Here is a 20,044-nt window from a genome sequence, read left to right on the forward strand (position 1 = left end):
GCGCGGCTAAAGCCGCTTGTCCGGGATGACCCGCGCTATGATTCCACCTGAGCGCAGCCTGCTTCAGCGGGCCAGCAGCAGTGGCGCGCTCAGACGACCTGGTTGCGCAACGTCGTCTCGCCCCGCGCCAACCGGCCGAGATTGTCGAGCAGGGTGTCGACGACATTGCCCTCATAGGCCCGCGTCTCGCCGGCGCTGTGAGGCGTGATGACGACCTGCGGCAGGCTCCAGAAAGGCGAGGATGGCGGCAGCGGCTCGTCATGGAAGCAGTCGAGCCCGGCGCCGGCCAGCCGGCCCTCGCTCAGCGCGGCGAGCAGCGCGGCCTCATCCACCACCTTGCCGCGTGCGACATTGATGAGGACGGCCGTGGGCTTCATCGCCGCGAGCGCCTGGACGCCGATCAGCCCTTCGGTCTCCGCCGTCAGCGGGCAGGTCAGCGCGACGATGTCGGCCTGCGCCATGACCTCGTGCAACTGGTCGGGCCGGACGATCGCCTCGATATGCGGCTGCGGCTCCGGCTGGCGGCGCACGCCGATGACGCGGATGCCGAAAGCCGAGGCGAGCGCGGCCAGGCGCAGGCCGATGCGGCCGAGCCCGACGATGACCATGGTTTTGCCGCCAAGCTCGTCCTCGCGCCTGGCGCGGTCGCCGATCATCGGACGCCAATGCTTGGCCGTCTGGTTGTCGCGGGCGAGATGGATCTGGCGGGTCAGGGCCAGGACCAGCGCCATGGCGTGCTCGGCGACGGCGCGCTCATTCACCCCTTGCGCGCTGGCGAGGCGGATGCCGGCGGCAGCCAGGGCCGGTTTGTCGAATTGGTCGGTGCCGGCGCTGACCGACTGGATAAAGCGCAGCTTGGGCGACGCGGCGATCAATTCGTTGCGCCAGAGGCCGGAGACGACGAGGACATCGGCCTCGCCCGAGCGCGCTTTGAGCTCGTCGAGCGAGTTCGCCGAAAAACTCCGGGCGGCGTGGCCGCGCGTCGCAAACTCGGCCTGCAATTGATAGGCGGCGTGGGAAAAACCGATCGTCAGCTCATTGTCAGGCGGCAGCAGGGGCATTCGTCTCGTTCCTCGACAGTCAAAAGACGTGGTCAGGTTATCGGGAGAGCGGCGCGCTGTCCCGGCGGTCAGCGCATGCAAGCTTCACGCTGGACCGGGGCCGGAGGTCGCAAAGCCCGCAAGCGCCGCCTCGAGCCTGGTCCATTCCGAGGCCTGCCCGGGCAGGCCGAATCGCAGCCAGCGCACATTGTTCTGGAAACGGCGCAGATAAAGGCCATGCCGGCCAAGATGAGCAAACAGCGCCGGCGCGCCACCGGTTTCGAGCAGCCTGAACAGCGCCGTGCCGCCGACGATCCTGCCATGCGGCGCGAGCAGCGCGTCGAGCCGGGCGGCATCGGCAGCGCGAGCGGCTCCGGCTTGCGCGAGCCAGAGGGAATCGGCCAGCGCCGTCGCTCCGATATGCAGCGCCGGCCCGGCCACCGCCCAGGGCCCCATCGCCGCGCGTAGGGCGCTGGTCAGCGCCGGATCGCAGATCGCGAAGCCCAGGCGCAGGCCCGCCAGCCCATACGTCTTGCCGAAGGAGCGGAGCACCAATGTCGCCGGCGGCAGCTCGGGCAGAATGCTGACCTCCGGCGTGAAATCGGCAAAAGCCTCGTCGACGACGAGCAGGCCGCCGCGCGCGGCGCATCGGGCCGCCATGGCCGCGAGCCCTTGCCGCGACACGACCCGGCCATCAGGATTGTTCGGGTTGACCAGCACGATGCTACGCGCCTCGCCCGCTTGATCCGGATCGGTGACGGGGCGCACCTCCGCTCCAGCCTTGGCCCAGGCCTGGGCATGCTCGGCATAGGTCGGCCCCAACACCGCGACCGGACCGGCCGCCACGAGACGCGGCAGCAAATCGATCAGGATCTGCGTGCCGGGTGCCGCGACGATGCCGGCGCTTTCGGGCACGCGATAGGCCGCACGCGCCGCGGCCAGCAGCGCCGCCTCCTCGGTAGCCCCGGGCAGGCGCTGCCAGAGCGCAGCCGGCAGCGACGGAAGCGGATAAGGCAGGGGATTGATCCCGGTCGAGAGATCGACCCAAGGGGCCGGGGCATCGGGAAACAGCGCTTGCGCCGTCGCCAGATCGCCGCCATGCCAGATTTCGCCCTCAATCACGATTGATCCCGCCTCGCATGAGCCCGCCCGACACCTTGCTTCTGCTGCTCGCCGCGCTCGTGATCGAGGCCGCGCTCGGCTATCCCCAGGGCTTGTATGCGCGGATCGGCCATCCCGTCACCTGGCTTGGCGCGCTGATCGCGGCGCTCGACGACAGCCTGAACCGCGAGACCGCCTCTTATGCGGCACGCAAGGCTGCCGGGCTCGCCGCGCTCGTCATCCTGCTCTGCACGACCATCGCCTTCGCCTCGACCGCGGCCCGACTTTGCCTCGCGCTCGGGCCGCTCGGCCTGCTGCCGCTGGCGATTCTGGCCTCGACCCTGCTGGCACAGCGCAGCCTCTACCAACATGTCGCTGATGTCGCCGAAGGGTTGGAGCAAGGCGGGCTCTCCGAGGGGCGCAAGGCGGTTGCGATGATCGTGGGCCGCAATCCTGAAAGCCTCGACGAGGCCGGCGTCTCGCGCGCCGCGATCGAGAGCCTCGCCGAGAATTTCTCCGACGGCGTCGTCGCCCCCGCCTTCTGGCTCGGCCTCGCCGGGCTGCCGGGCTGCGCACTCTACAAGGCGATCAACACCGCCGATTCGATGATCGGCCACAAGACGCCGCGCCATCTCGCCTTCGGCTGGGCGGCGGCGAGACTTGACGACCTCGTCAACCTCCCAGCCTCGCGGCTCACCGCGCTGTTGCTGGTCGCAGCCGCGGCCCTCGACCGGGAGGCCGCTGCGACTGGGGCCTGGAAGGCCGTGCGGCGCGACGCCTATCGCCACCGCTCGCCCAATGCCGGCTGGCCGGAAGCGGCGATGGCCGGGGCGCTCGGCCTGCGCCTTGCCGGACCGCGCATTTATGGCGAGACTCGCGTCGAGGATGGCTGGATGGGGAACGGCCGCGCCGAGGCGACAGCCGCCGATATCAGGCGGGCGCTCAGGCTCTATCGCGGGGCCTGCCTGATGCTGTGGGCGCTGGCGGCGGCGGGCGTGGCGTTGGCCGTTGCGGTCTGACCGGAGCCGGTGATCGGCTTACGCCAGCGCGGCAAAAGCGCTATAGTACCGGGTATCGGATAGCCCGCAGGAGCCCGTGATGGGTACGCATGTCACGATCGATGAGGATGTCGTGCGAGCAGCCGAGAAGCTGGCGCTGGAGCAGAACCGTACGGTCGGCGAGGTGATTTCCGAGCTCGCGCGACGGTCATTGCCGGCCGGGACGGAGATCACCTATCGCAATGGCATTCCGCAGTTGCCTCGCCGCCCCGGAGTGGTCGTCACCATGGAACTGGTCAACGCGCTTCGCGATGAGGAACCGTGACCTATCTGCTCGACGTCAATGTTCTGATCGCACTGATTGATCCAGCACACGACCACTATTCCGCAGCCCATGACTGGTTCTCATCGACGGGCCGCCACTCCTGGGCAACCTGCCCGATCGTAGAGAACGGCGTTATCCGTATTCTCGGCAATCCGCGCTATCCATTTCCACTCGCCCAATCATCGCCCGCTGGTGTCGCGAGAATCCTCGGCGAATTGCGGGCGGCTCCCGGCCATGTCTTCTGGGCGGACGAAATCAGCCTGCTCAACCCTGCCGTAGTCGATCTCGGTCAACTGCTTCATTCGCTGCAGGTCACGGACACCTATCTGCTGGCGCTCGCAGTCTCGAAGGGTGGAAAGCTCGCCACCTTCGACGCTCGGTTGACCACGAATTCCGTCCACGGCGGCGCTGCTGCGCACCACCTCATCCCGACAGTCTGATCCCCTCAGAACTCGATCCCCGCCTGCGCCTTCACGCCGGCGGCGAAATGGTGCTTCACCAGCGTCATTTCCGTCACCAGATCGGCAGCCGCGATCAACTCCGGCTTAGCGTTGCGGCCGGTGACGACGATGTGGAGGTCGTCCCGACGGGCGGCGAGCGTCGCAACCACCTCGTCCAATGGCAGGTAATCGTAGCGCAGCGCGATATTGAGCTCGTCCAACACGATCAGGCGGATCGTCTCGTCGGCCATCAATTCCTTCGCCTTCTCGAAGGCGCGCCCGGCGGCTGCGATGTCGCGGGCCTTGTCCTGCGTCTCCCAGGTGAAGCCTTCGCCCATGCTGTGCCAGGTGATCTGATCGCCGAAGGCATCGAGCGCCTTGCGCTCGCCTGTCGCCCAGGCGCCCTTGATGAACTGCACCACCCCGACGCGCCAGCCATGGCCGAGCGCGCGCAGGATCAGCCCGAAAGCAGCCGTCGATTTGCCCTTGCCCGGCCCGGTGTTGACGATCAGCAGGCCCTTCTCGATCGTCTTGCCCGCAACCTCGGCGTCCTGCACCGCCTTGCGCTTCTCCATCTTGGCCTTGTGGCGGGCGGCCTCATCAGCGTCGATCGTCATCATTTCACCTGCATCGCCAGTCCGGCGACCATGAAGACCACGTGCCGGGCCTCAGCCGCAAGGTTCTGGTGCAGGCGGCCGGCCTCGTCGCGGAAGCGCCGCGCCAGGGCATTGTCGGGTACGATGCCGAGCCCGACCTCGTTCGAAACCAGCACGACGCGGCCGGAGGCTTCAGCACAGGCGGCGATGAGCTCGGCGCCCGCGGACACCGTATCCCGCTCCGCCAGGATCAGATTGGTCAGCCACAAGGTCAGGCAATCGACCAGGATCGGCCGCCCCGCCGGCACGGCGCGGATCGCCTCGGGCAAGGCGAGCGGCGCATCGACCGTGAGCCAGTTGCCGGAGCGCCCCGCCCGATGCTCGGCGATGCGCGCGCGCATCTCGTCGTCAAAGGCCTGGGCAGTCGCGATATAGCTCCAGGGCGCCGGCAGCGCCTCGATCAGCGCCTCGGCATGGCGGCTCTTGCCCGAGCGCGCACCGCCGAGAACGAGGGTGAGATGGGGAAGGATCGTCGCCACAGCCGGAACCTCTACCGAAATAGCCGTCATTGCGAATGACGGCGCAGTGCATTGCACAGCACCGCCCACATGGCTAATGATCATCCCCGACGGTGCCCCGGCAACGGGGTGAAAAGGGAACGCGGTGCGATACCGCGGCTGCCCCCGCAACTGTAAGCGGTGAGTTCTGCGCCATCGGCCACTGGGAGCGATCCCGGGAAGGCGGCTCAGGACGTCGAGATCCGTGAGCCAGGAGACCTGCCGTCGTCGTTCCGCAATCCAACAGGCCGCCGGCGGGGCGGCCAGGAGAAACACGATGAACACCTCCGCTTCGCTTTCGACTTCGGCCGGCGTTTCCGAACGCGCCAAGGCCGCACTGGCCGCCCTGCTGCTCGGCAGCGTGCTGATCTTCACGGTCGGCTTCGCGCATTCGAGCAGCGTCCACAACGCCGCCCACGACACGCGCCACACACTCGCCTTCCCCTGCCACTGAGGGGATCGAACATGGTCAATCGCGTTCTCACGGTCAGTCTCCTGGCCGGGCTTCTGGCTGGGCTCGTCATCGCCGCGCTCCAGCACGTCACCACCACGCCGCTGATCCTCAAGGCGGAAACCTATGAAGCGGCGATGCGCGCCGCGGCGCCGTCCTTCGCGTCTTTCGGCGGCGAGGCCCGCATCATCCTCGCCCATGGTCCCGCCGGCGATGCCGCCGGCCATGACCATGCCGAATGGAAGCCACAGGACGGCTTGCAGCGCACCGCCTTCACCACGCTGGTCACGGTCGCGACCGCGATCGGCTTCGCGGCACTGCTGCTCAGCGGCATGATCGCGGCGAATGAGACGATCGACGACAGGCGCGCGCTCGCCTGGGCGGTCTGCGGCTTCCTCGCCTTCGGCCTCGTCCCGGCGGCGGGTCTCGCGCCGGAATTGCCCGGCAGCGCGGCGGCCGAACTCTTGCCTCGTCAGATCTGGTGGGTCGCGACGGCGCTGGTCACGGCTGGCGGGCTCTTCGTCTTCCTGCGCATGGAAGCCGGCTGGCTCAGGGCCCTGGCGGTGCTCGCCATGCTCGTGCCGCATCTGATCGGCGCGCCGCATCCGGCCGCGCCGGAGAGCAAGGTTCCAGCCGAGATCGCCGCGCATTTCACCGCGCTGTCGCTCTCGATCCAGGCCGCGCTCTGGCTCGCCACCGGCCTCGCCGTCGGCATGATCTGGCCAAGGATGACACGCAAGGCTTTGGCGACGCGCCGCGCGGCCAAGGCCTGACGCCTCGCGCGCTCCTCCCAAGGGAGCGCGCATCTCGAACACGGAGGCGTTTGCATGCCCGAGGCCGATCTCACCATTCATGTCTGCACCGTCTGCCGGCGCGTGCGCGAGGATCTCGCCGAAGGCTACGACCAGCCGGGGCTCGGCCTCGCCGCCGCGCTCGGCGAGCGGCTTGCCGGCAAGGCCGGAATCACCGTCGAGGCGGTCGAATGCCTCGCCGTCTGCAAGCGCCCTTGCACGGTCGCCTTCGCGGCGAACGGCAAATGGACCTATCTCGTCGGCGATCTCGACGCCGAGACCCATCTCGACGATATCGTCGGCGCGGCGGAGAGCTATGCCGCCAGCGCCAACGGCATCATTCCCTGGAAAGAGCGACCCATCCCCTTCCGCAAGGGCGTGGTCGCGCGCGTGCCGCCACTCGTACCGCGCGAACCAGGCCTGCGCGAACAAGGATCGACATCATGACTGCCTCCCTGGCCAAAGTGCCCTGCACCATCATCACCGGCTTCCTGGGCGCCGGAAAAACCACGCTGGTGCGCCATCTGCTCGAGAACGCCGGGGGCAAGCGCCTCGCCGTGCTCGTCAACGAATTCGGCGATCTCGGCTTCGACGGCTCCTTCCTCGCCGGCTGCGGCATCGAAGGCTGCACGGAAGCGGATGTGGTGGAGCTGCCCAATGGCTGCATCTGCTGCACCGTCGCCGACGATTTCGTGCCGGCGCTGGAAAAGCTGCTGAACCGGCCGAACCCGCCCGAGCACATCCTGATCGAGACCTCGGGTTTGGCTCTGCCGAAGCCGCTGGTGACGGCCTTCAACTGGCCGGCGATCCGCTCGCGCGTCACGGTCGATGGCGTCATCGCGGTAGTCGACGGGCCGGCTGTGGCCGAGGGCCAGTTCGCCGACGATCCCGAGGCGACGGCCGCTCAAGCTGCGCAGGATGCATCGGTCGAGCACGACAACCCGCTGGAGGAGGTCTTCGAGGACCAGATCCTCTGTGCCGACCTGATCCTGCTCAACAAGAGCGATCTCGTCGACGCAGAAGCCAGGGCCCGCGTCATCGCCGAAATCAGGGAGCACCTGCCAAAGGCGATCAAGATCGTCGAGACCTCGCATGGCAAGGTCGAGCCGGCGTTGATCGTGGGGTTGAACGCCGCCGCCGAGAGCGATCTCGCAGCGCGCCCCTCGCATCACGGCGAGGGCGAGGACCATGACCATGACGATTTCGACTCGGTCTCGCTGCCGCTGCCGGCCGGCCTCTCGCCGGAAACCCTCTCGGCCCGCATGGGCAAGGCCGCCGAGGCCGAGGGCGTGCTCCGGCTGAAGGGCTTCACCGCCGTGCCGGGCAAGCCGATGCGCCTCGTCGTGCAGGGCGTCGGCCGCCGCGTCAGCCATCATTTCGACCGGGCCTGGGGCGCGGACGAAGCGCGCGACGGCCGGCTCGTCGTGATCGGCCTCAAGGGCTTCGACCGCACCGCCGTGGAGGCCGCGCTCGCGGGCTGAACGCGCCATGCACCTCCTCCCGACCAGCGAGATCAGGCTCGACGACGGCGAAGACGCCGTCGACCTCGCCTTGCCGCCGGGAGATGTGCTGGTGCTGTCCTATGCCGACAGCGATCTCTCGGCGATTGCCGTGGCTGCCGGCACGGCTGTCGGCATGACTGCCGGAGCGAGCGGGTTCGATGTCCGGCTCGCCTCGCTCAGGCGGCTCAAGCACCCGCTTTCCGTCGACCTGCTGGTTGCGAAGACGGCGGCACAGAGCCGTTTCGTGCTGGTGCGCTGCCTCGGCGGGCTGGACTATTGGCGCTACGGCGTCGAGCAGCTGACCGAGGCTTGCCGGCGCGAAGGCATCGCGCTTGCCGTACTGCCGGGTGACGACCGACCGGATGCGCGATTGGCGGAACACAGCACCGTGCCGGCGGAGTTCACGGCCGAATTGTTCGGCTATTTCCACGCCGGTGGCGGCGCTGAGAACATGCGGCGGTTGCTGGGGCGGATCGGGGATTATCTCGGCGCCTCCCTTCCCTCATCCGACCCGGCTGCGCCGGGCCACCTTCTCCCACCCATCTCGGGCTTGCCTGAGATGGGCAATTCTAAGTGCCAAAGTCGGCAACAGCCGACTTTGATGGGGGAGAAGGATGAGGCGGCGGCTTCGCCCTTCTCCCCTCCCATCTCGGGCTTGCCCGAGATGGGCAACCCTGAGTGTCAAAGTCGGCAACAGCCGACTTTGATGGGGAGAAGGTGCCGGCAGGCGGATGAGGGAAGGCGATATGCTTCCGAGCTCGCACCGCTTCCGCTCCCCTCGCTCTTCGCGCTCGGCGCGGGTGCAACGCCCGTCCCCTGGCGCGAGGCGCTCGCCGCCCTCCCCACTGACGCTCCGCTCGTCGCCATCCTGGTCTATCGCTCGGGTGTCAGCGCCGGCGACACGGCTATGGCCGAGGCGATCTCCGCGGCTCTCGCCGCCCGCGGCCACGCCCCGCTGATCCTGGCGCTCACCAGCCTGAAGGACCCCACTGTTACGGCGGAACTCGCGGCGCTGATCGCCCTGCGCAAGCCCGCGCTGATCGCCACCACCACCGCCTTCTCGGCTCGCGAGGGCGGCGATTTCGTGCTCGACGCCGCCGCTTGCCCGGTGCTGCAGGCCGTACCCGTCGGCAGCGCGCGCGAGGCCTGGAATGCCTCGCCGCGCGGTTTGTCGGCCGTCGATCTCGCAATGCAGGTGGCGCTGCCCGAATTCGACGGCAGGCTTGGAGCCATCCCCGTCGCGTTCAAGGCGGATGTGACGGATGCCGCGACCGGCCTCGTCATCCGCCGCCTCCTGCCCGATCCCGAAGGCATCGCGGCACTGGCCGATCTCGCCGCCGGCTGGATCGCGCTCGCGGCCAAGCCAGTAGCCGAGCGCAAGCTCGCGCTGGTGATGTCGGACTATCCCGCGCGCGGTGGCCGGGCCGGCTTCGCGGTCGGGCTCGACACGCCCGCCAGCGTGGCTGCGATCTCGGAGCTGCTGGCGGGAGCCGGGTACGATGCCGCTAGCCGTCATGGTGAGGATGGGCCTGAGCTCATGGCAGCGCTCACCACCGGCCCTGCCGATTTCACCGTCTCGCTCCCGGCCTATCGCGCCTGGCTCGACGGCATCCCCGTTACCGCCCGCGACGCACTTCTCGCCGCCCATGGCGAGCCAGAACCCGACGGCGACGCCTTCCGCTTCCGCACCATCCAGGCCGGCCATCTCACCATCGCATTGCAGCCGCCGCGCGATGCCACGCCCGACCGCAAGGCGCGCTATCACGATCCCGACGCCCCGCCGGGACATGCCTATCTCGCCTTCTATCTCGGCTTGCGCGAGACCCTGCGCATCGACGCGCTGATCCATCTCGGCACGCATGGCACCATGGAGTGGCTGCCGGGCAAGGCGGTCGCGCTCTCGCCCTCCTGCTGGCCGCGCCTGATCACCCAGGGCGTGCCGGTGATCTATCCTTATGTGGTCGATGATCCCGGCGAAGCCGCGCCCGCCAAGCGCCGGTTGTCGGCGATCACGCTCGGCCATCTGCCGCCTGAACTCGCCGAGACCGGGGCCGGCGGCGAAGTCGCACTGCTGCGCGACCTCGTCGAGGAGTTCTCGCAGGCGCAAGTGATGGACCCGCGCCGGGCTGAGATCGTCGCCCGCGAGATCCGTGAGCGCGCTGAAGCCAGCGGGCTCAGCGAGAGCTGCGGCGTCACGCCCGCCATGGAGATGAGCGAGGCGCTGACCCGGCTCGACGCGCAGCTCTGCGATATCGCCGAATTGCCCTTCCGCGACGGGCTGCACATTTTCGGACAAGCCGCGCACGATCCCGCCTCCTCTGACGCCGAGCGGACAAACCTGCTGCGCGCGCTCGATGGCCGCTTCGTGCCCCCCGGGCCTGCCGGCTCGCCGCATCGCGGCCGGCCCGATGTGCTGCCGACCGGGCGCAACCTCTCGACGCTGGACCCGCGCGCGATCCCGACACGCGCTGCAGCGAGACTGGGCGGCCTCGCCGCGCAGGCCGTGATTGCGCGCCATCTGCAGGAGCATGGCGACCATCCGCGCCGGATCGTGATGGATCTCTGGGCCTCGCCGACACTGCGTTCGGGCGGCGAGGATATCGCGCATGCGCTCGCCCTGATGGGCGTCGAGCCGCTCTGGGATCACGCCTCGACACGGGTGACGGGGTTTTCGATCATCCCTCAGCCGAAGCTGACGCATCCGCGCCTCGACGTGACGATCCGCATCTCCGGCGCCTTCCGCGACACGTTTCCCGGCCAGATCGCCCTGCTCGATGCGGCGGCCCGCGCGATTGCGGCCCTCGACGAGCCCGACGAGTGGAACGAGCCAGCCGCCGCGCAGCGCCGAGGTGAAGCAGGCGCGCGCATCTTCGGAGCAGCGCCCGGCCGCTATGGCGCGGCGATGGCCGACCGCGCCCTCGACGGCGACTGGACGATGCGCGACGAGCTCGCCGAAGCCTATCTCGCCGCCTCCAGCCATGCCTATGGCGGGGCAGAGGGCGCAGCGACAGCCGATGCGGGGTTCGCGGAACGCATCAGGGAGGCGCAGGCCTTCATCCATGTCAGCGACACGGCCGGGCGCGACATCTTGGAAGCCTCGAGCGCGGCCGACGTCATCGGCGGGCTTGCGGCGGCGGCCAAATCACTCGGCGCCAATCCCGCGCTCTACAGCCTCGATTCATCCAAACCCGAGGCACCGAAGGCGCGCACGCTGACTGAGGACATCGCCCGCATCGTCCATGGCCGCTTGACGCATCCGCGCTGGATTGCGGCGCAGCTCGCCCATGGCTGGCGCGGTGCAGCGGAACTGGCCGAGGCCGTCGATACGCTTTTCGTTTTCGCGGCAAGCACGGATGCCGTCGCGGATGGGCTGTTCGACGCCGTCTTCCAGGCCTATTGCGCCGATCCGACGATCTGGAGCGCGCTGGAAGCGGCAAATGCTCCCGCCGCCAACGCCATCCGCGCCCGGCTGAGCGATGCCGAGCGGCGCGGCCTGTGGACGAGCCGGCGCAATTCGGTCGCGGCCTTTCTGGCGCGGGCGGACGGCACTGTGACGCCGGCCGAGCCAAGCTCCCCCCTTCCCCCTGGTGGGGAAGGGGTGGGGATGGGGGGCGCTCCGCTTGGTGAGGGATTGACCCAGTCGTTCGCCCCCTACCCCTCCCCACAAGGGGGAGGGGTTCCCGCGCCTAAGATTACGACCAGCGTTCACTGGAAGGCCGCGGAATGAGCGCGCCCTCTCCGGACACGCTGCGGCGCGGCTGGTGCCCGAGTACGCTGAAGCCGATGGAGACAGGTGATGGCTGGCTGGTGCGGCTGCATCCGCCCGGAGCCGTGCTGACGCCCACGCAGCTCATTCGCATCGCCGCCCTGGCGCGCGAGCATGGCAACGGGCTGATTGAGATTTCCGCACGCGGCAACATGCAGCTGCGCGGGGTGACGGCTCAGAGCCACCCGGCGCTGGTCGCAGTGCTGCTGGGCGAACACCTCGTCGACGAGCATGACGGCGACGGTCCGCAGCGCCTGACGCTGATCTCGCCGCTGGCGGGAGAGGGCGAGCTGATCAATGCCGCAGCGCTGGCGGGCGCAATCGAAACGCGCGGGCGGCTCATTTCCGGCCTGCCGGCGAAATTCCTGATCATCGTCGATGGCGGAGGCACGCTCTCGCTCGACGCGTTCGCCTGCGATCTGCGGCTTGTGGCGAGCGCGGTCGACCGCATCATCATCGGCCTGCCTGACGGCTCATGGCGCGGGCCGATCGCCGTTGCGGATACGGTTGAGGCCGTCGAGACGATGCTGCATCGCTTCGCCGGACATCATGCACAGGCGCCGCAGACGATCCGCCGCCTGCGTGATCTGTCGCCCGAGACGCTCGCTGCTCTCTGCGACCTGCCCGAAACCGATGCGCCATCACCTCGCTTTGCACCCCGCCGCGCCGGCCTGTTCGCGCTCGGCACCGGCCGCTTCGCCGCCATCGCCGCCCTGCCCTTCGGCCGCTGCGACGCCGCCACGCTGGAGGCACTCGGCCGCGCCGCCGAGGCGCAAGGCACGCGCACTTTACGCCTCTCGCCCTGGCGTGGACTCGCTTGCCTCGGCCTGGACGAAGCCTCGGCGCGGGCCTGGCTCGGCGAGGCCGACGGCTTGGGCCTGATCACGCAAGACGAGGATCCGCGCCTCTCGGTCCAGGCCTGCGCCGGCAAGCCCGCCTGCCTGCGGGCCGAAACCGAGGCCATGAGCGACGCCGCGCGGCTCGCGGAGGCGGCCGCGCCGCTCTTGGCCCGGGGCCTGAGCCTGCATGTCTCCGCCTGCGCCAAATCCTGCGCCCATCCGGGCGCCTCCGACCTCACCTTGGTCGGCCGGGAGGGGCGTTATGACGTGGTTCTCCACGGCACGACGCGCGATCAGCCCGTCGCGACGCTTGACCTTTGCGACATCCTGCGGCGTCTGCAGCCGGGACAGGATCTTTTCGCCCGCCTGAGTGCGGCGGCTTCGGGACATTAGAGTTTGAGCACGCGTTACGACTATATCCAGGACGGAGCCGCGATCTATGAGCGCTCCTTCTCGATCATCCGGGCGGAGGCCGATCTCTCGCGCTTTTCCGGCTCCGCCGCGCGCGTTGTGGTGCGGATGATCCATGCCTGCGGCATGACCGACCTGCCCGATGACGTCGAGATGTCCGAGGGCTTCACGCGCGCAGCCGAGGCGGCGTTGCGGGCCGGCGCACCGATTCTCTGCGACGCCAAGATGGTCGCCAATGGCGTGACGCGAGCCCGCCTGCCGGCGCGAAACGAGGTGGTTTGCACGCTCGACGATCCGCGCACGCCCGGTCTCGCCGCCGAGTTGGGCACGACGCGCTCGGCCGCTGCCATGGAATTGTGGCGGCCACAGCTTGCCGGGGCACTGGTGGTGATCGGCAATGCGCCGACCTCGCTGTTCCGGCTGCTGGAAATGCTCGATGCCGGCGCGCCGAAACCTGCCGCCGTGATCGGCATTCCGGTCGGCTTCGTCGGCGCGGCGGAATCGAAGCAGGCCTTGGCCGGGGATGGCCGCATGCCCTTCCTCGTCGTGCATGGACGGCGCGGCGGCTCGGCGATGGCGGCGGCAGCCGTCAATGCGCTGGCACAAGAGAAGGAATGAGCCGGTGACATCAGAACCGGCGAAATCTGCTGCTGGAACGACTCTGCTGTTCGGCGTCGGCCTCGGTCCCGGCGACCCCAACTACATGACCCTGCGCGCCCGCGACATCATCCTCAAAGCTGACCGGCTGGTGCATTTCTGCAAGCGCGGCCGGCGCGGCAATGCCCGCGTCACGGCCGACGCCATCGTCCCGCCCGATGCGGCGCGCGAGATCGCGCTCGCCTTCCCGGTGACGATCGAAGCCGCAGTCGGCGACGCCGGCTATGACGAGCCGATCGCGGCCTTCTACGAGGAAGCAGCCGCCCAGCTCGCGGCGGAGATGGAGGCTGGGCGGAGCGTCGCCGTGCTCTGCGACGGCGACCCGTTCTTCTACGGCTCCTTCATGCATCTGTGGCGACGCCTCGCCCATCGCTTCCCGACCGAGGTGGTGCCCGGCGTCACCGGAATGGCCGGGGCCTGGACGCGGGCCGGAGCGCCGATCACCTGGGGCGACGACATCATGACCGTGCTGCCGGGCACGCTCCCGGAAGCGGAACTGACGCGCCGGCTGGTCGACACCGACGCCGCCGTGATCATGAAGCTCGGCCGCAACCTGCCGAAGGTGCGCCGGGCGCTGAAAACGGCGGGGCTGATCCACCGCGCGATCTATGTCGAGCGCGCCACCATGGCCGAACAGGTCGTGCTGAAGCTCGGCGACAAACCCGATGACGAAGCGCCCTATTTCTCGATGGTGCTGGTGCCGGGCGAAGGACGGCGGCTGTGAGCGGCTCGCTCACCATCGTAGGCTTGGGCCCCGGTGAGGCGCATTGGCTGACGCCCGCGGCGCAGGCGGCGCTCGATGCCGCCAGCGACCTTGTCGGCTACGGCCCCTATCTCGACCGGATTCCGGCGCGCGCAGGGAGGACCAAGCACGGCTCCGACAACCGCGTCGAGATCGCGCGGGCCGAGCATGCCTTGCGGCTGGCGGCTGAAGGCCGGACCGTCGCGGTCGTCTCGGGCGGCGATCCCGGCGTCTTCGCGATGGCAGCAGCCGTGTTCGAGGCGCTCGAGGCGGGCGATCTCGCCTGGCGGGCGCTGACGATCACGGTCGAGCCCGGCATCACGGCGATGCTGGCGGCAGCAGCCAAGGCCGGCGCGCCGCTCGGCGGCGATTTCTGCGCGATCTCGCTCTCCGACAATCTCAAGCCCTGGGAGGTCGTGACTGTGCGGCTCGCAGCCGTGCTGGAGGCCGATTTCGTGATCGCACTCTACAACCCGATCTCGAAGGCGCGGCCCTGGCAGCTCGGCGCCGCGCTCGAATTGGCGGCGCGGCACCGCCCGGCGGAGACGCCGGTGATCTTCGCCCGCGCCGTCGGCCGGCCGGATGAGAATCTGCGCGTGCTGCCGCTATCGCAGGCTGTCGCGGCTGCGGCTTCCGCCGACATGGCAACCCTGGTGATGATCGGCGCGTCCTCGACGCGGTTGATCGAACGGCCGGGCCAGGCCGCGATCGTCTATACGCCGCGTTCGGTGACGAAGAGTCCCTGCGCCACCAGCCAGGGCAGGACCTGATCGATATGCTCGACAGCCTCGACATCGGGCTTCGGCGGCCGCTCGACCATGATCACCGGCAAGCCGAGCCGGCGCGCGGCGACGAGCTTGCCGGCTGTGGCATCGCCGCCCGAATTCTTGCTGACGAGGATCTCGACACCCTCGCGGCGCATCAGATCCTCCTCGTCATCGGCGTGGAAAGGCCCGCGCTGCTGGATCACGGTGACGTCGTGCAGCGGCAGGCGGTCGCCGATCGGCTCGATGACGCGGACCAGATAGCGATGGCGCGGCGCGTCGGCGAAGGCCGGAAGTTCGAGGCGGCCGACAGTCAGGAAGACGCGCTTCGGCTCGTCCCCCAGCGCCTCGACCGCGCCCTGCATATCGAGCACGGAGCGCCAGCGATCGCCAGGGCACCGTATCCAGGGCTTGCGGCGGATGGCGAGCAGCGGCACGCCCTCGGCCTTGCAGGCGTGCTCGGCGTTGAAGGGCATGATCGCGGCAAAGGGATGCGTCGCATCGATGACGGCGATGATGCCCTCCTCGCGCAGATAGTCGCGCAGGCCCTCGATGCCGCCGAAGCCCCCGACCCGAACCGGCAGGTTCGACGGGCGGGGGTCGACTGTATGGCCGGCCAAGGAGATGATGGCGCGAATATCGGGGGCCTGTTCAGCCAGATGCTGATCAAGCGCCGCCGCTTCGCTGGTTCCACCAAGAATGAGCACGGTCATGGTACTAGTTTCGCTTGAAAACGATGGGCTGTCGAGCGGCAGCGAGGCTGCGCCCTCCCCTTGGCTGGCGCTGATCGGGCTTGGCGAGGACGGCCCGGCCGGTCTCGGCCCGGAGGCGAAGTCCGCTCTCGACGAGGCCGAGATCGTCTTCGGCGGCGAGCGCCATATCGCGCTGGTCGGGTCGGTGCCGGGCGAGCTGCGCCCCTGGCCGCAGCCCTTCCGCAACGCTCTGCCGCAGATCCTGGCCGAGCGCGGCCGCAAGGTCTGCGTTCTCGCGACCAGCGACCCGTTCCATTACGGCATCGGCAATAGCTTGAGCCGTGCGATTCCCGCGCAGGAAATGCGGATCATCCCGCAGATCTCCTCCTTCGCGATGGCCTGCACCCGGATGCGCTGGCCGCAGGAGGAGTGCGCGCTGGTCTCGCTGCATGGCCGCACGCTCTACCGCATCGTGCCGCATCTCCAGCCGGGCGCGCATATCCTAGCCCTGTCCTGGGACGAGAGCACCCCGCGCGCCGTCGCCGAACTGATGACCGCGCGCGGCCTCGGCGGCAGTCGCATTGTCGTGATGGAATCGCTCGGAGGGCCGCAGGAGCGCGTGCGCGAGACGCGCGCCGATAGCTTCGCCTTCGACGATATCGTGCCGCTGAACATCATCGCGGTCGATGTCGCGGCCGGACGTGACTCGCGCATCCTGCCGCTCGCACCGGGGCTGGACGAGGATTGGTTCGCCCATGACGGGCAGATCACCAAATCGGAGATCCGCGCGATCACCCTGTCGGCACTCGCCCCCCGTGGCGGCGAGCTGCTCTGGGATGTCGGCGCGGGCTCGGGCTCCATCGCGGTCGAATGGTGCCAGCGCCATCTCCGCAACCAAGCCGTCGCCTTCGAGGCCAGGCCCGAGCGCGCGCACCGGATCGCACGCAACAAGGTCGAACTCGGCGGCCTCTCGGTTGAGGTCGTCGGCGAGGCGCCTGCGGGCTTCGCCGGGCGCGAAGCGCCCGATGCCGTGTTCATCGGCGGCGGCCTGACGGTCGATGGCCTGTTCGAGGCCGCCTGGGCCGCGCTGAAGCCGGGCGGACGCCTCGTCGCCAATGTCGTGACGATCGAGGGCGAGGCGAAACTCGCTGCGCTGCACGCGCAACATGGCGGCTCGCTGCGGCGCATTTCGATCGATCGGCTGGCGCCGGTTGGCAGCAAGCATGGCTGGCGTCCGGCCATGCCGGTGACGCAATGGCGGGTCGAGAAGCCTTGAGCGGCCGTCTCGTCGCGGGGTTGGGCCTACGTGCCGGTACAAGCGAGGACGACATCCGCGCCTGTATCGACCAGACGCTGGCGACTGCAGGCCTCGCCGGAGAGCTTGTCCCGCGTTTCGCGACGCTCGCCGCGCGCAGCGCCGAGCCGGGGCTGCTGGCCCTGGCGAAGGAACGCAATGCCGAGCTCGTCGCCATTCCCGACGAGGCGCTGAAAGGATTCGAGGCGGCCTGTGCGACACGCTCCACGCGGATCGCCTCGCTCTATGGCGTCGGCTCGGTGGCGGAGGCCGCCGCGCTCGCCGCCGCGGGTCCCGGCGGCGTCCTGGTGCAATCGCGCATCGCCACAGCACGCGTCACCTGCGCCCTGGCGAGGAGCGCCTCATGACCGTACATTTCATCGGCGCCGGCCCCGGCGCGCCCGATCTCATCACCTTGCGCGGACGCGACCTGATCGCGGCCTGCCCGGTCTGCCTCTATGCCGGCTCACTGATCCCCAGGGCGATGCTCGACTGGTGTCCGAAGGGTGCCCGCATCATCGACACCGCCCCGCTCGACCTCGACGCCATCATCGCGGAGATGCAAGGCGCCCACCTTGCCGGGCAAGATGTGGCCCGGCTGCATTCGGGCGATCTCTCGATCTGGAGTGCCTGCGGAGAGCAGATGCGGCGGCTCGATGCGCTCGCCATCCCCTATAGCGTGACGCCGGGCGTGCCGGCCTTCGCCGCTGCCGCCGCGAGCCTGAAGCGCGAATTGACGCTGCCGGGCGTCGCGCAGTCGCTGGTTCTCACCCGCACCTCGGGCCGCGCCTCGGCGATGCCCGAGCGGGAAAAACTCGCGACGTTCGCGGCATCGGGCGCGACGCTGGCGATCCATCTCTCGATCCATGTGATCGATCAGGTGGTGGCGGAGCTCACGCCCTTCTACGGCGCCGCGTGTCCTGTCGCGATCGTGTTCCGGGCGTCCTGGCCCGATGAACGCGTGCTGCGCGGGACGCTGGCGACGATCGCGGAGGCGGTGCGATCCTCGGGGCTGGAGCGCACCGCGCTGATCCTGGTCGGGCCGGCTTTGGGCGCGGAGGATTTCGGCGAGAGCGCGCTTTACTCGACCGGGTACGACCGGCGGTTTCGGCCAGGAGGGGGACAATGACCGCGCGTGGCCTGATCATCGCCGCGCCGCGCTCCGGCTCGGGCAAGACCACGATCACGCTCGGCCTGCAGCGCGCGCTGGTGCGGCGCGGGCTGATCGTGCGCGGGCTGAAATGCGGACCGGACTATATCGATCCGGCCTTCCATGCCGCCGCGACCGGAGCGCCCAGCGCCAATCTCGATTCCTACGCCATGCCCGACGCATTGCTGCACCAGATCGCGCAGGATGCGGCTGGCCAGGCCGACATCGTCATCGCGGAAGGCTCGATGGGCCTGTTCGACGGCGTGCCGGGCGAGGTTGGCCACACTGGCGCCAGCGCCGACATCGCAGCATTGATGGGCTGGCCGGTCGTGCTCGTCATCGACGTCTCCGGCCAGGCGCAATCGGCCGCCGCAATCGCGCTCGGTTGCATGCATTACGATCCGCGCATCAGCATTGCCGGCGTCATCCTCAACAAGGTCGCCAGCGAACGCCACCAACGGCTCGTGGGCCAGGGCATGGCGCGCATCGGCCTGCCCGTGCTTGGCGCCCTGCCGCGCGAGGCCAGCCTGATCCTGCCCGAGCGGCATCTCGGATTGGTGCAGGCCGGCGAAACCGAAGATCTGTTCGCCCGGCTCGATGCGCTGGCGGACGCTATCGCGGCTGCAGTCGATCTCGATGCCGTGCTCGCAGCCGCGGGGACGACGACGATCGCCGCGCCGCTCGCGCCCGCCCCTGCCCTGCCAGCGCCGGGTCGGCGCATCGCCCTTGCACGCGACGCCGCCTTCAGCTTCGTCTACCCGCATGTCGAGGCCGGCTGGCGCGCGGCTGGAGCCCAACTCGTGCCGTTCTCGCCACTCGCCGACGAGCCGCCGCCCGAGGATTGCGACGCCTGCTGGCTGCCGGGCGGCTATCCCGAACTGCATGCGGGCCGGATCGCGGGCGCAGCGCGCTTCCTCGACGGTCTGCGCGGCTTCGCGCGGACGCGACCGGTCCATGGCGAGTGCGGCGGCTATATGGTGCTGGGGCGCTCCTTGATCGATGCCGAGGGCGTCGCTCACGCCATGGCCGGGCTGCTCGGCGTCGAGACCAGCTTCGCCAGGCGCAAGATGAATCTGGGCTACCGCCGCGCCGTCCTCCAGGCCGACGGCCCGCTCGGGCAAGCCGGCCAGGCGCTCACGGGCCATGAATTCCACTACGCCACGATCGCCGCGGCTGGAGACGATGCACCCTTCGCCATGGTCACCGATCCGCATGGCTCGGCGCCCGCCCCCGCCGGCAGCCGGCGCGGCCATGTCACCGGCTCGTTCTTCCACGCGATCGCGTTGGCGCCGTGAGCGCGTCGCCGGTCTTCGATGCAGGTTTCGCGCAGCAATTCGCCGCGCTCCTGGCATGGCGGCGCGATGTCCGGCGCTTCCGGCGCGAGCCGCTGCCCGACGGGCTCATCGACAGGCTCCTGGCGCAGGCCGAGCTTTCGCCCTCGGTCGGCCATTCCCAGCCCTGGCGCTGGGTCAGGGTGCGCGAGGAGGCGCAGCGCGAGACGGCGCGGAACAGCTTCCAGCGCTGCAATGCCGATGCGCTCGGTGACTATGAGGGCGAGCGAGCGCGGCTCTATGCCAGCCTCAAGCTCGAAGGCATGCGCGAGGCGCCGGAGCAGATCGCGGTGTTCTGCGACCATGGCACCCAACAGGGCCATGGGCTTGGGCGACGGACCATGCCCGAGATGCTGGATTATTCCGTCGTGGCCGCGATCACGCAGTTCTGGCTCGCGGCGCGGGTCGCGGGCGTGGGCGTCGGCTGGGTCTCGATCCTGGAGCCCGACGCCGTGCGCGAGGCGCTCAGCGCGCCGCCGGAGTGGAAGCTGATCGCCTGGCTCTGCATCGGCTGGCCGGAGGCGGAGAGCGATGTGCCCGAGCTCGTGCGGGCGGGCTGGGAGAGCGGGCGGTAGAGGGCGCTGTCATCCCGCACGC

Annotated in this window: 22 protein-coding genes and 1 riboswitch; of the genes, 17 read left to right on the plus strand and 5 right to left on the minus strand. The window is 69.4% G+C overall.

Annotated elements, in window-relative coordinates; genetic code table 11:
* Positions 1-89: 89 nt before the first annotated feature.
* Together RMR04_RS25560 and cobD are read right to left on the minus strand one after the other, a co-directional pair.
* Positions 90-1,061 (minus strand): D-2-hydroxyacid dehydrogenase, encoded by a 972-nt coding sequence (locus RMR04_RS25560; RefSeq protein WP_311911283.1) that lies wholly within the window; start codon positions 1,059-1,061, stop codon positions 90-92.
* Between the two features lie 84 nt (positions 1,062-1,145).
* The gene (gene cobD / locus RMR04_RS25565; protein ID WP_311911284.1) at positions 1,146-2,162 is read right to left on the minus strand and encodes a threonine-phosphate decarboxylase CobD; all 1,017 of its coding nucleotides are present in this window, start codon (positions 2,160-2,162) and stop codon (positions 1,146-1,148) included.
* 17 nt (positions 2,163-2,179) lie between these two features.
* Between cobD and cbiB the strand changes: the two genes are divergently transcribed.
* From cbiB to RMR04_RS25580, 3 genes are all read left to right on the plus strand, one after another.
* The gene (gene cbiB / locus RMR04_RS25570) at positions 2,180-3,160 is read left to right on the plus strand and encodes an adenosylcobinamide-phosphate synthase CbiB (protein ID WP_311911285.1); all 981 of its coding nucleotides are present in this window, start codon (positions 2,180-2,182) and stop codon (positions 3,158-3,160) included.
* Between the two features lie 79 nt (positions 3,161-3,239).
* Positions 3,240-3,464, plus strand: coding sequence for a CopG family transcriptional regulator (locus tag RMR04_RS25575; protein ID WP_311911286.1), 225 nt, complete (start codon positions 3,240-3,242; stop codon positions 3,462-3,464).
* The gene (locus RMR04_RS25580) at positions 3,461-3,904 is read left to right on the plus strand and encodes a TA system VapC family ribonuclease toxin (protein ID WP_311911288.1); all 444 of its coding nucleotides are present in this window, start codon (positions 3,461-3,463) and stop codon (positions 3,902-3,904) included. Before RMR04_RS25575 ends, RMR04_RS25580 begins: the two co-directional genes overlap by 4 nt.
* A 5-nt stretch (positions 3,905-3,909) precedes the next feature.
* Here RMR04_RS25580 and cobO read toward each other — a convergent pair whose 3' ends face one another.
* Both cobO and cobU read right to left on the minus strand, forming a co-directional pair.
* Positions 3,910-4,521 (minus strand): cob(I)yrinic acid a,c-diamide adenosyltransferase, encoded by a 612-nt coding sequence (gene cobO, locus RMR04_RS25585; RefSeq protein WP_311911289.1) that lies wholly within the window; start codon positions 4,519-4,521, stop codon positions 3,910-3,912.
* A complete protein-coding gene (cobU, locus tag RMR04_RS25590; RefSeq protein ID WP_410492154.1) occupies positions 4,521-5,039 on the minus strand; it encodes a bifunctional adenosylcobinamide kinase/adenosylcobinamide-phosphate guanylyltransferase in 519 nt (172 codons plus the stop codon). Before cobU ends, cobO begins: the two co-directional genes overlap by 1 nt.
* Before the next feature lie 73 nt (positions 5,040-5,112).
* Positions 5,113-5,299: riboswitch (cobalamin riboswitch) on the plus strand.
* Positions 5,300-5,334: 35 nt separating this feature from the next.
* On the opposite strand from cobU, the gene RMR04_RS25595 reads away from it, so the two are divergent.
* From RMR04_RS25595 to cobJ, 9 genes are read left to right on the plus strand one after another with little or no spacing between them, the layout of a single operon-like run.
* A complete protein-coding gene (locus tag RMR04_RS25595; RefSeq protein ID WP_069689852.1) occupies positions 5,335-5,511 on the plus strand; it encodes a CbtB domain-containing protein in 177 nt (58 codons plus the stop codon).
* Between the two features lie 11 nt (positions 5,512-5,522).
* Complete coding sequence (locus RMR04_RS25600; protein WP_311911292.1) at positions 5,523-6,281, plus strand: CbtA family protein; 759 nt, start codon at positions 5,523-5,525, stop codon at positions 6,279-6,281.
* 54 nt (positions 6,282-6,335) lie between these two features.
* Positions 6,336-6,746 carry a DUF1636 family protein gene (locus RMR04_RS25605; RefSeq protein ID WP_311911293.1) on the plus strand — a complete coding sequence of 137 codons (411 nt, stop codon included), beginning with the start codon at positions 6,336-6,338 and terminating at the stop codon, positions 6,744-6,746.
* Positions 6,743-7,780: a cobalamin biosynthesis protein CobW gene (gene cobW / locus RMR04_RS25610; protein WP_311911295.1), complete on the plus strand. Its 1,038-nt coding sequence runs from the start codon at positions 6,743-6,745 to the stop codon at positions 7,778-7,780. Before RMR04_RS25605 ends, cobW begins: the two co-directional genes overlap by 4 nt.
* Positions 7,781-7,787: 7 nt before the next feature.
* Positions 7,788-11,528 (plus strand): cobaltochelatase subunit CobN, encoded by a 3,741-nt coding sequence (locus tag RMR04_RS25615; protein ID WP_311911296.1) that lies wholly within the window; start codon positions 7,788-7,790, stop codon positions 11,526-11,528.
* The gene (locus tag RMR04_RS25620) at positions 11,525-12,799 is read left to right on the plus strand and encodes a nitrite reductase (RefSeq protein WP_311911298.1); all 1,275 of its coding nucleotides are present in this window, start codon (positions 11,525-11,527) and stop codon (positions 12,797-12,799) included. The genes RMR04_RS25615 and RMR04_RS25620 overlap by 4 nt, the downstream gene beginning before the upstream one ends.
* A gap of 3 nt (positions 12,800-12,802) precedes the next feature.
* On the plus strand, positions 12,803-13,435 hold the full coding sequence (locus RMR04_RS25625; protein ID WP_311911300.1) for a precorrin-8X methylmutase: 633 nt from the start codon (positions 12,803-12,805) through the stop codon (positions 13,433-13,435).
* Positions 13,410-14,198, plus strand: a complete 789-nt coding sequence (locus RMR04_RS25630) for a precorrin-2 C(20)-methyltransferase (RefSeq protein ID WP_410492155.1) — start codon at positions 13,410-13,412, stop codon at positions 14,196-14,198. Before RMR04_RS25625 ends, RMR04_RS25630 begins: the two co-directional genes overlap by 26 nt.
* A complete protein-coding gene (cobJ, locus tag RMR04_RS25635) occupies positions 14,195-14,986 on the plus strand; it encodes a precorrin-3B C(17)-methyltransferase (protein ID WP_311911302.1) in 792 nt (263 codons plus the stop codon). Before RMR04_RS25630 ends, cobJ begins: the two co-directional genes overlap by 4 nt.
* Here cobJ and RMR04_RS25640 read toward each other — a convergent pair.
* Positions 14,929-15,693 (minus strand): cobalt-precorrin-6A reductase, encoded by a 765-nt coding sequence (locus RMR04_RS25640; RefSeq protein WP_311911304.1) that lies wholly within the window; start codon positions 15,691-15,693, stop codon positions 14,929-14,931. The genes cobJ and RMR04_RS25640 overlap by 58 nt on opposite strands.
* On the opposite strand from RMR04_RS25640, the gene cbiE reads away from it, so the two are divergent.
* Genes cbiE through bluB form a run of 5 tightly spaced genes read left to right on the plus strand, consistent with a single transcriptional unit; the run spans position 15,692 to position 20,022 of the window.
* The gene (cbiE, locus tag RMR04_RS25645; protein WP_311911306.1) at positions 15,692-16,948 is read left to right on the plus strand and encodes a precorrin-6y C5,15-methyltransferase (decarboxylating) subunit CbiE; all 1,257 of its coding nucleotides are present in this window, start codon (positions 15,692-15,694) and stop codon (positions 16,946-16,948) included. The genes RMR04_RS25640 and cbiE overlap by 2 nt on opposite strands.
* The gene (locus RMR04_RS25650) at positions 16,945-17,334 is read left to right on the plus strand and encodes a cobalamin biosynthesis protein (protein ID WP_310158674.1); all 390 of its coding nucleotides are present in this window, start codon (positions 16,945-16,947) and stop codon (positions 17,332-17,334) included. The genes cbiE and RMR04_RS25650 overlap by 4 nt, the downstream gene beginning before the upstream one ends.
* Positions 17,331-18,095 carry a precorrin-4 C(11)-methyltransferase gene (gene cobM / locus RMR04_RS25655; RefSeq protein ID WP_311911308.1) on the plus strand — a complete coding sequence of 255 codons (765 nt, stop codon included), beginning with the start codon at positions 17,331-17,333 and terminating at the stop codon, positions 18,093-18,095. Before RMR04_RS25650 ends, cobM begins: the two co-directional genes overlap by 4 nt.
* Positions 18,092-19,411 (plus strand): cobyrinate a,c-diamide synthase, encoded by a 1,320-nt coding sequence (locus RMR04_RS25660; RefSeq protein ID WP_311911310.1) that lies wholly within the window; start codon positions 18,092-18,094, stop codon positions 19,409-19,411. Before cobM ends, RMR04_RS25660 begins: the two co-directional genes overlap by 4 nt.
* The gene (bluB, locus tag RMR04_RS25665) at positions 19,408-20,022 is read left to right on the plus strand and encodes a 5,6-dimethylbenzimidazole synthase (protein WP_311911311.1); all 615 of its coding nucleotides are present in this window, start codon (positions 19,408-19,410) and stop codon (positions 20,020-20,022) included. The genes RMR04_RS25660 and bluB overlap by 4 nt, the downstream gene beginning before the upstream one ends.
* Positions 20,023-20,044 lie beyond the last annotated feature (22 nt).

Source organism: Bosea sp. 685 (assembly GCF_031884435.1).
In the GTDB taxonomy this organism is placed as follows: domain Bacteria; phylum Pseudomonadota; class Alphaproteobacteria; order Rhizobiales; family Beijerinckiaceae; genus Allobosea.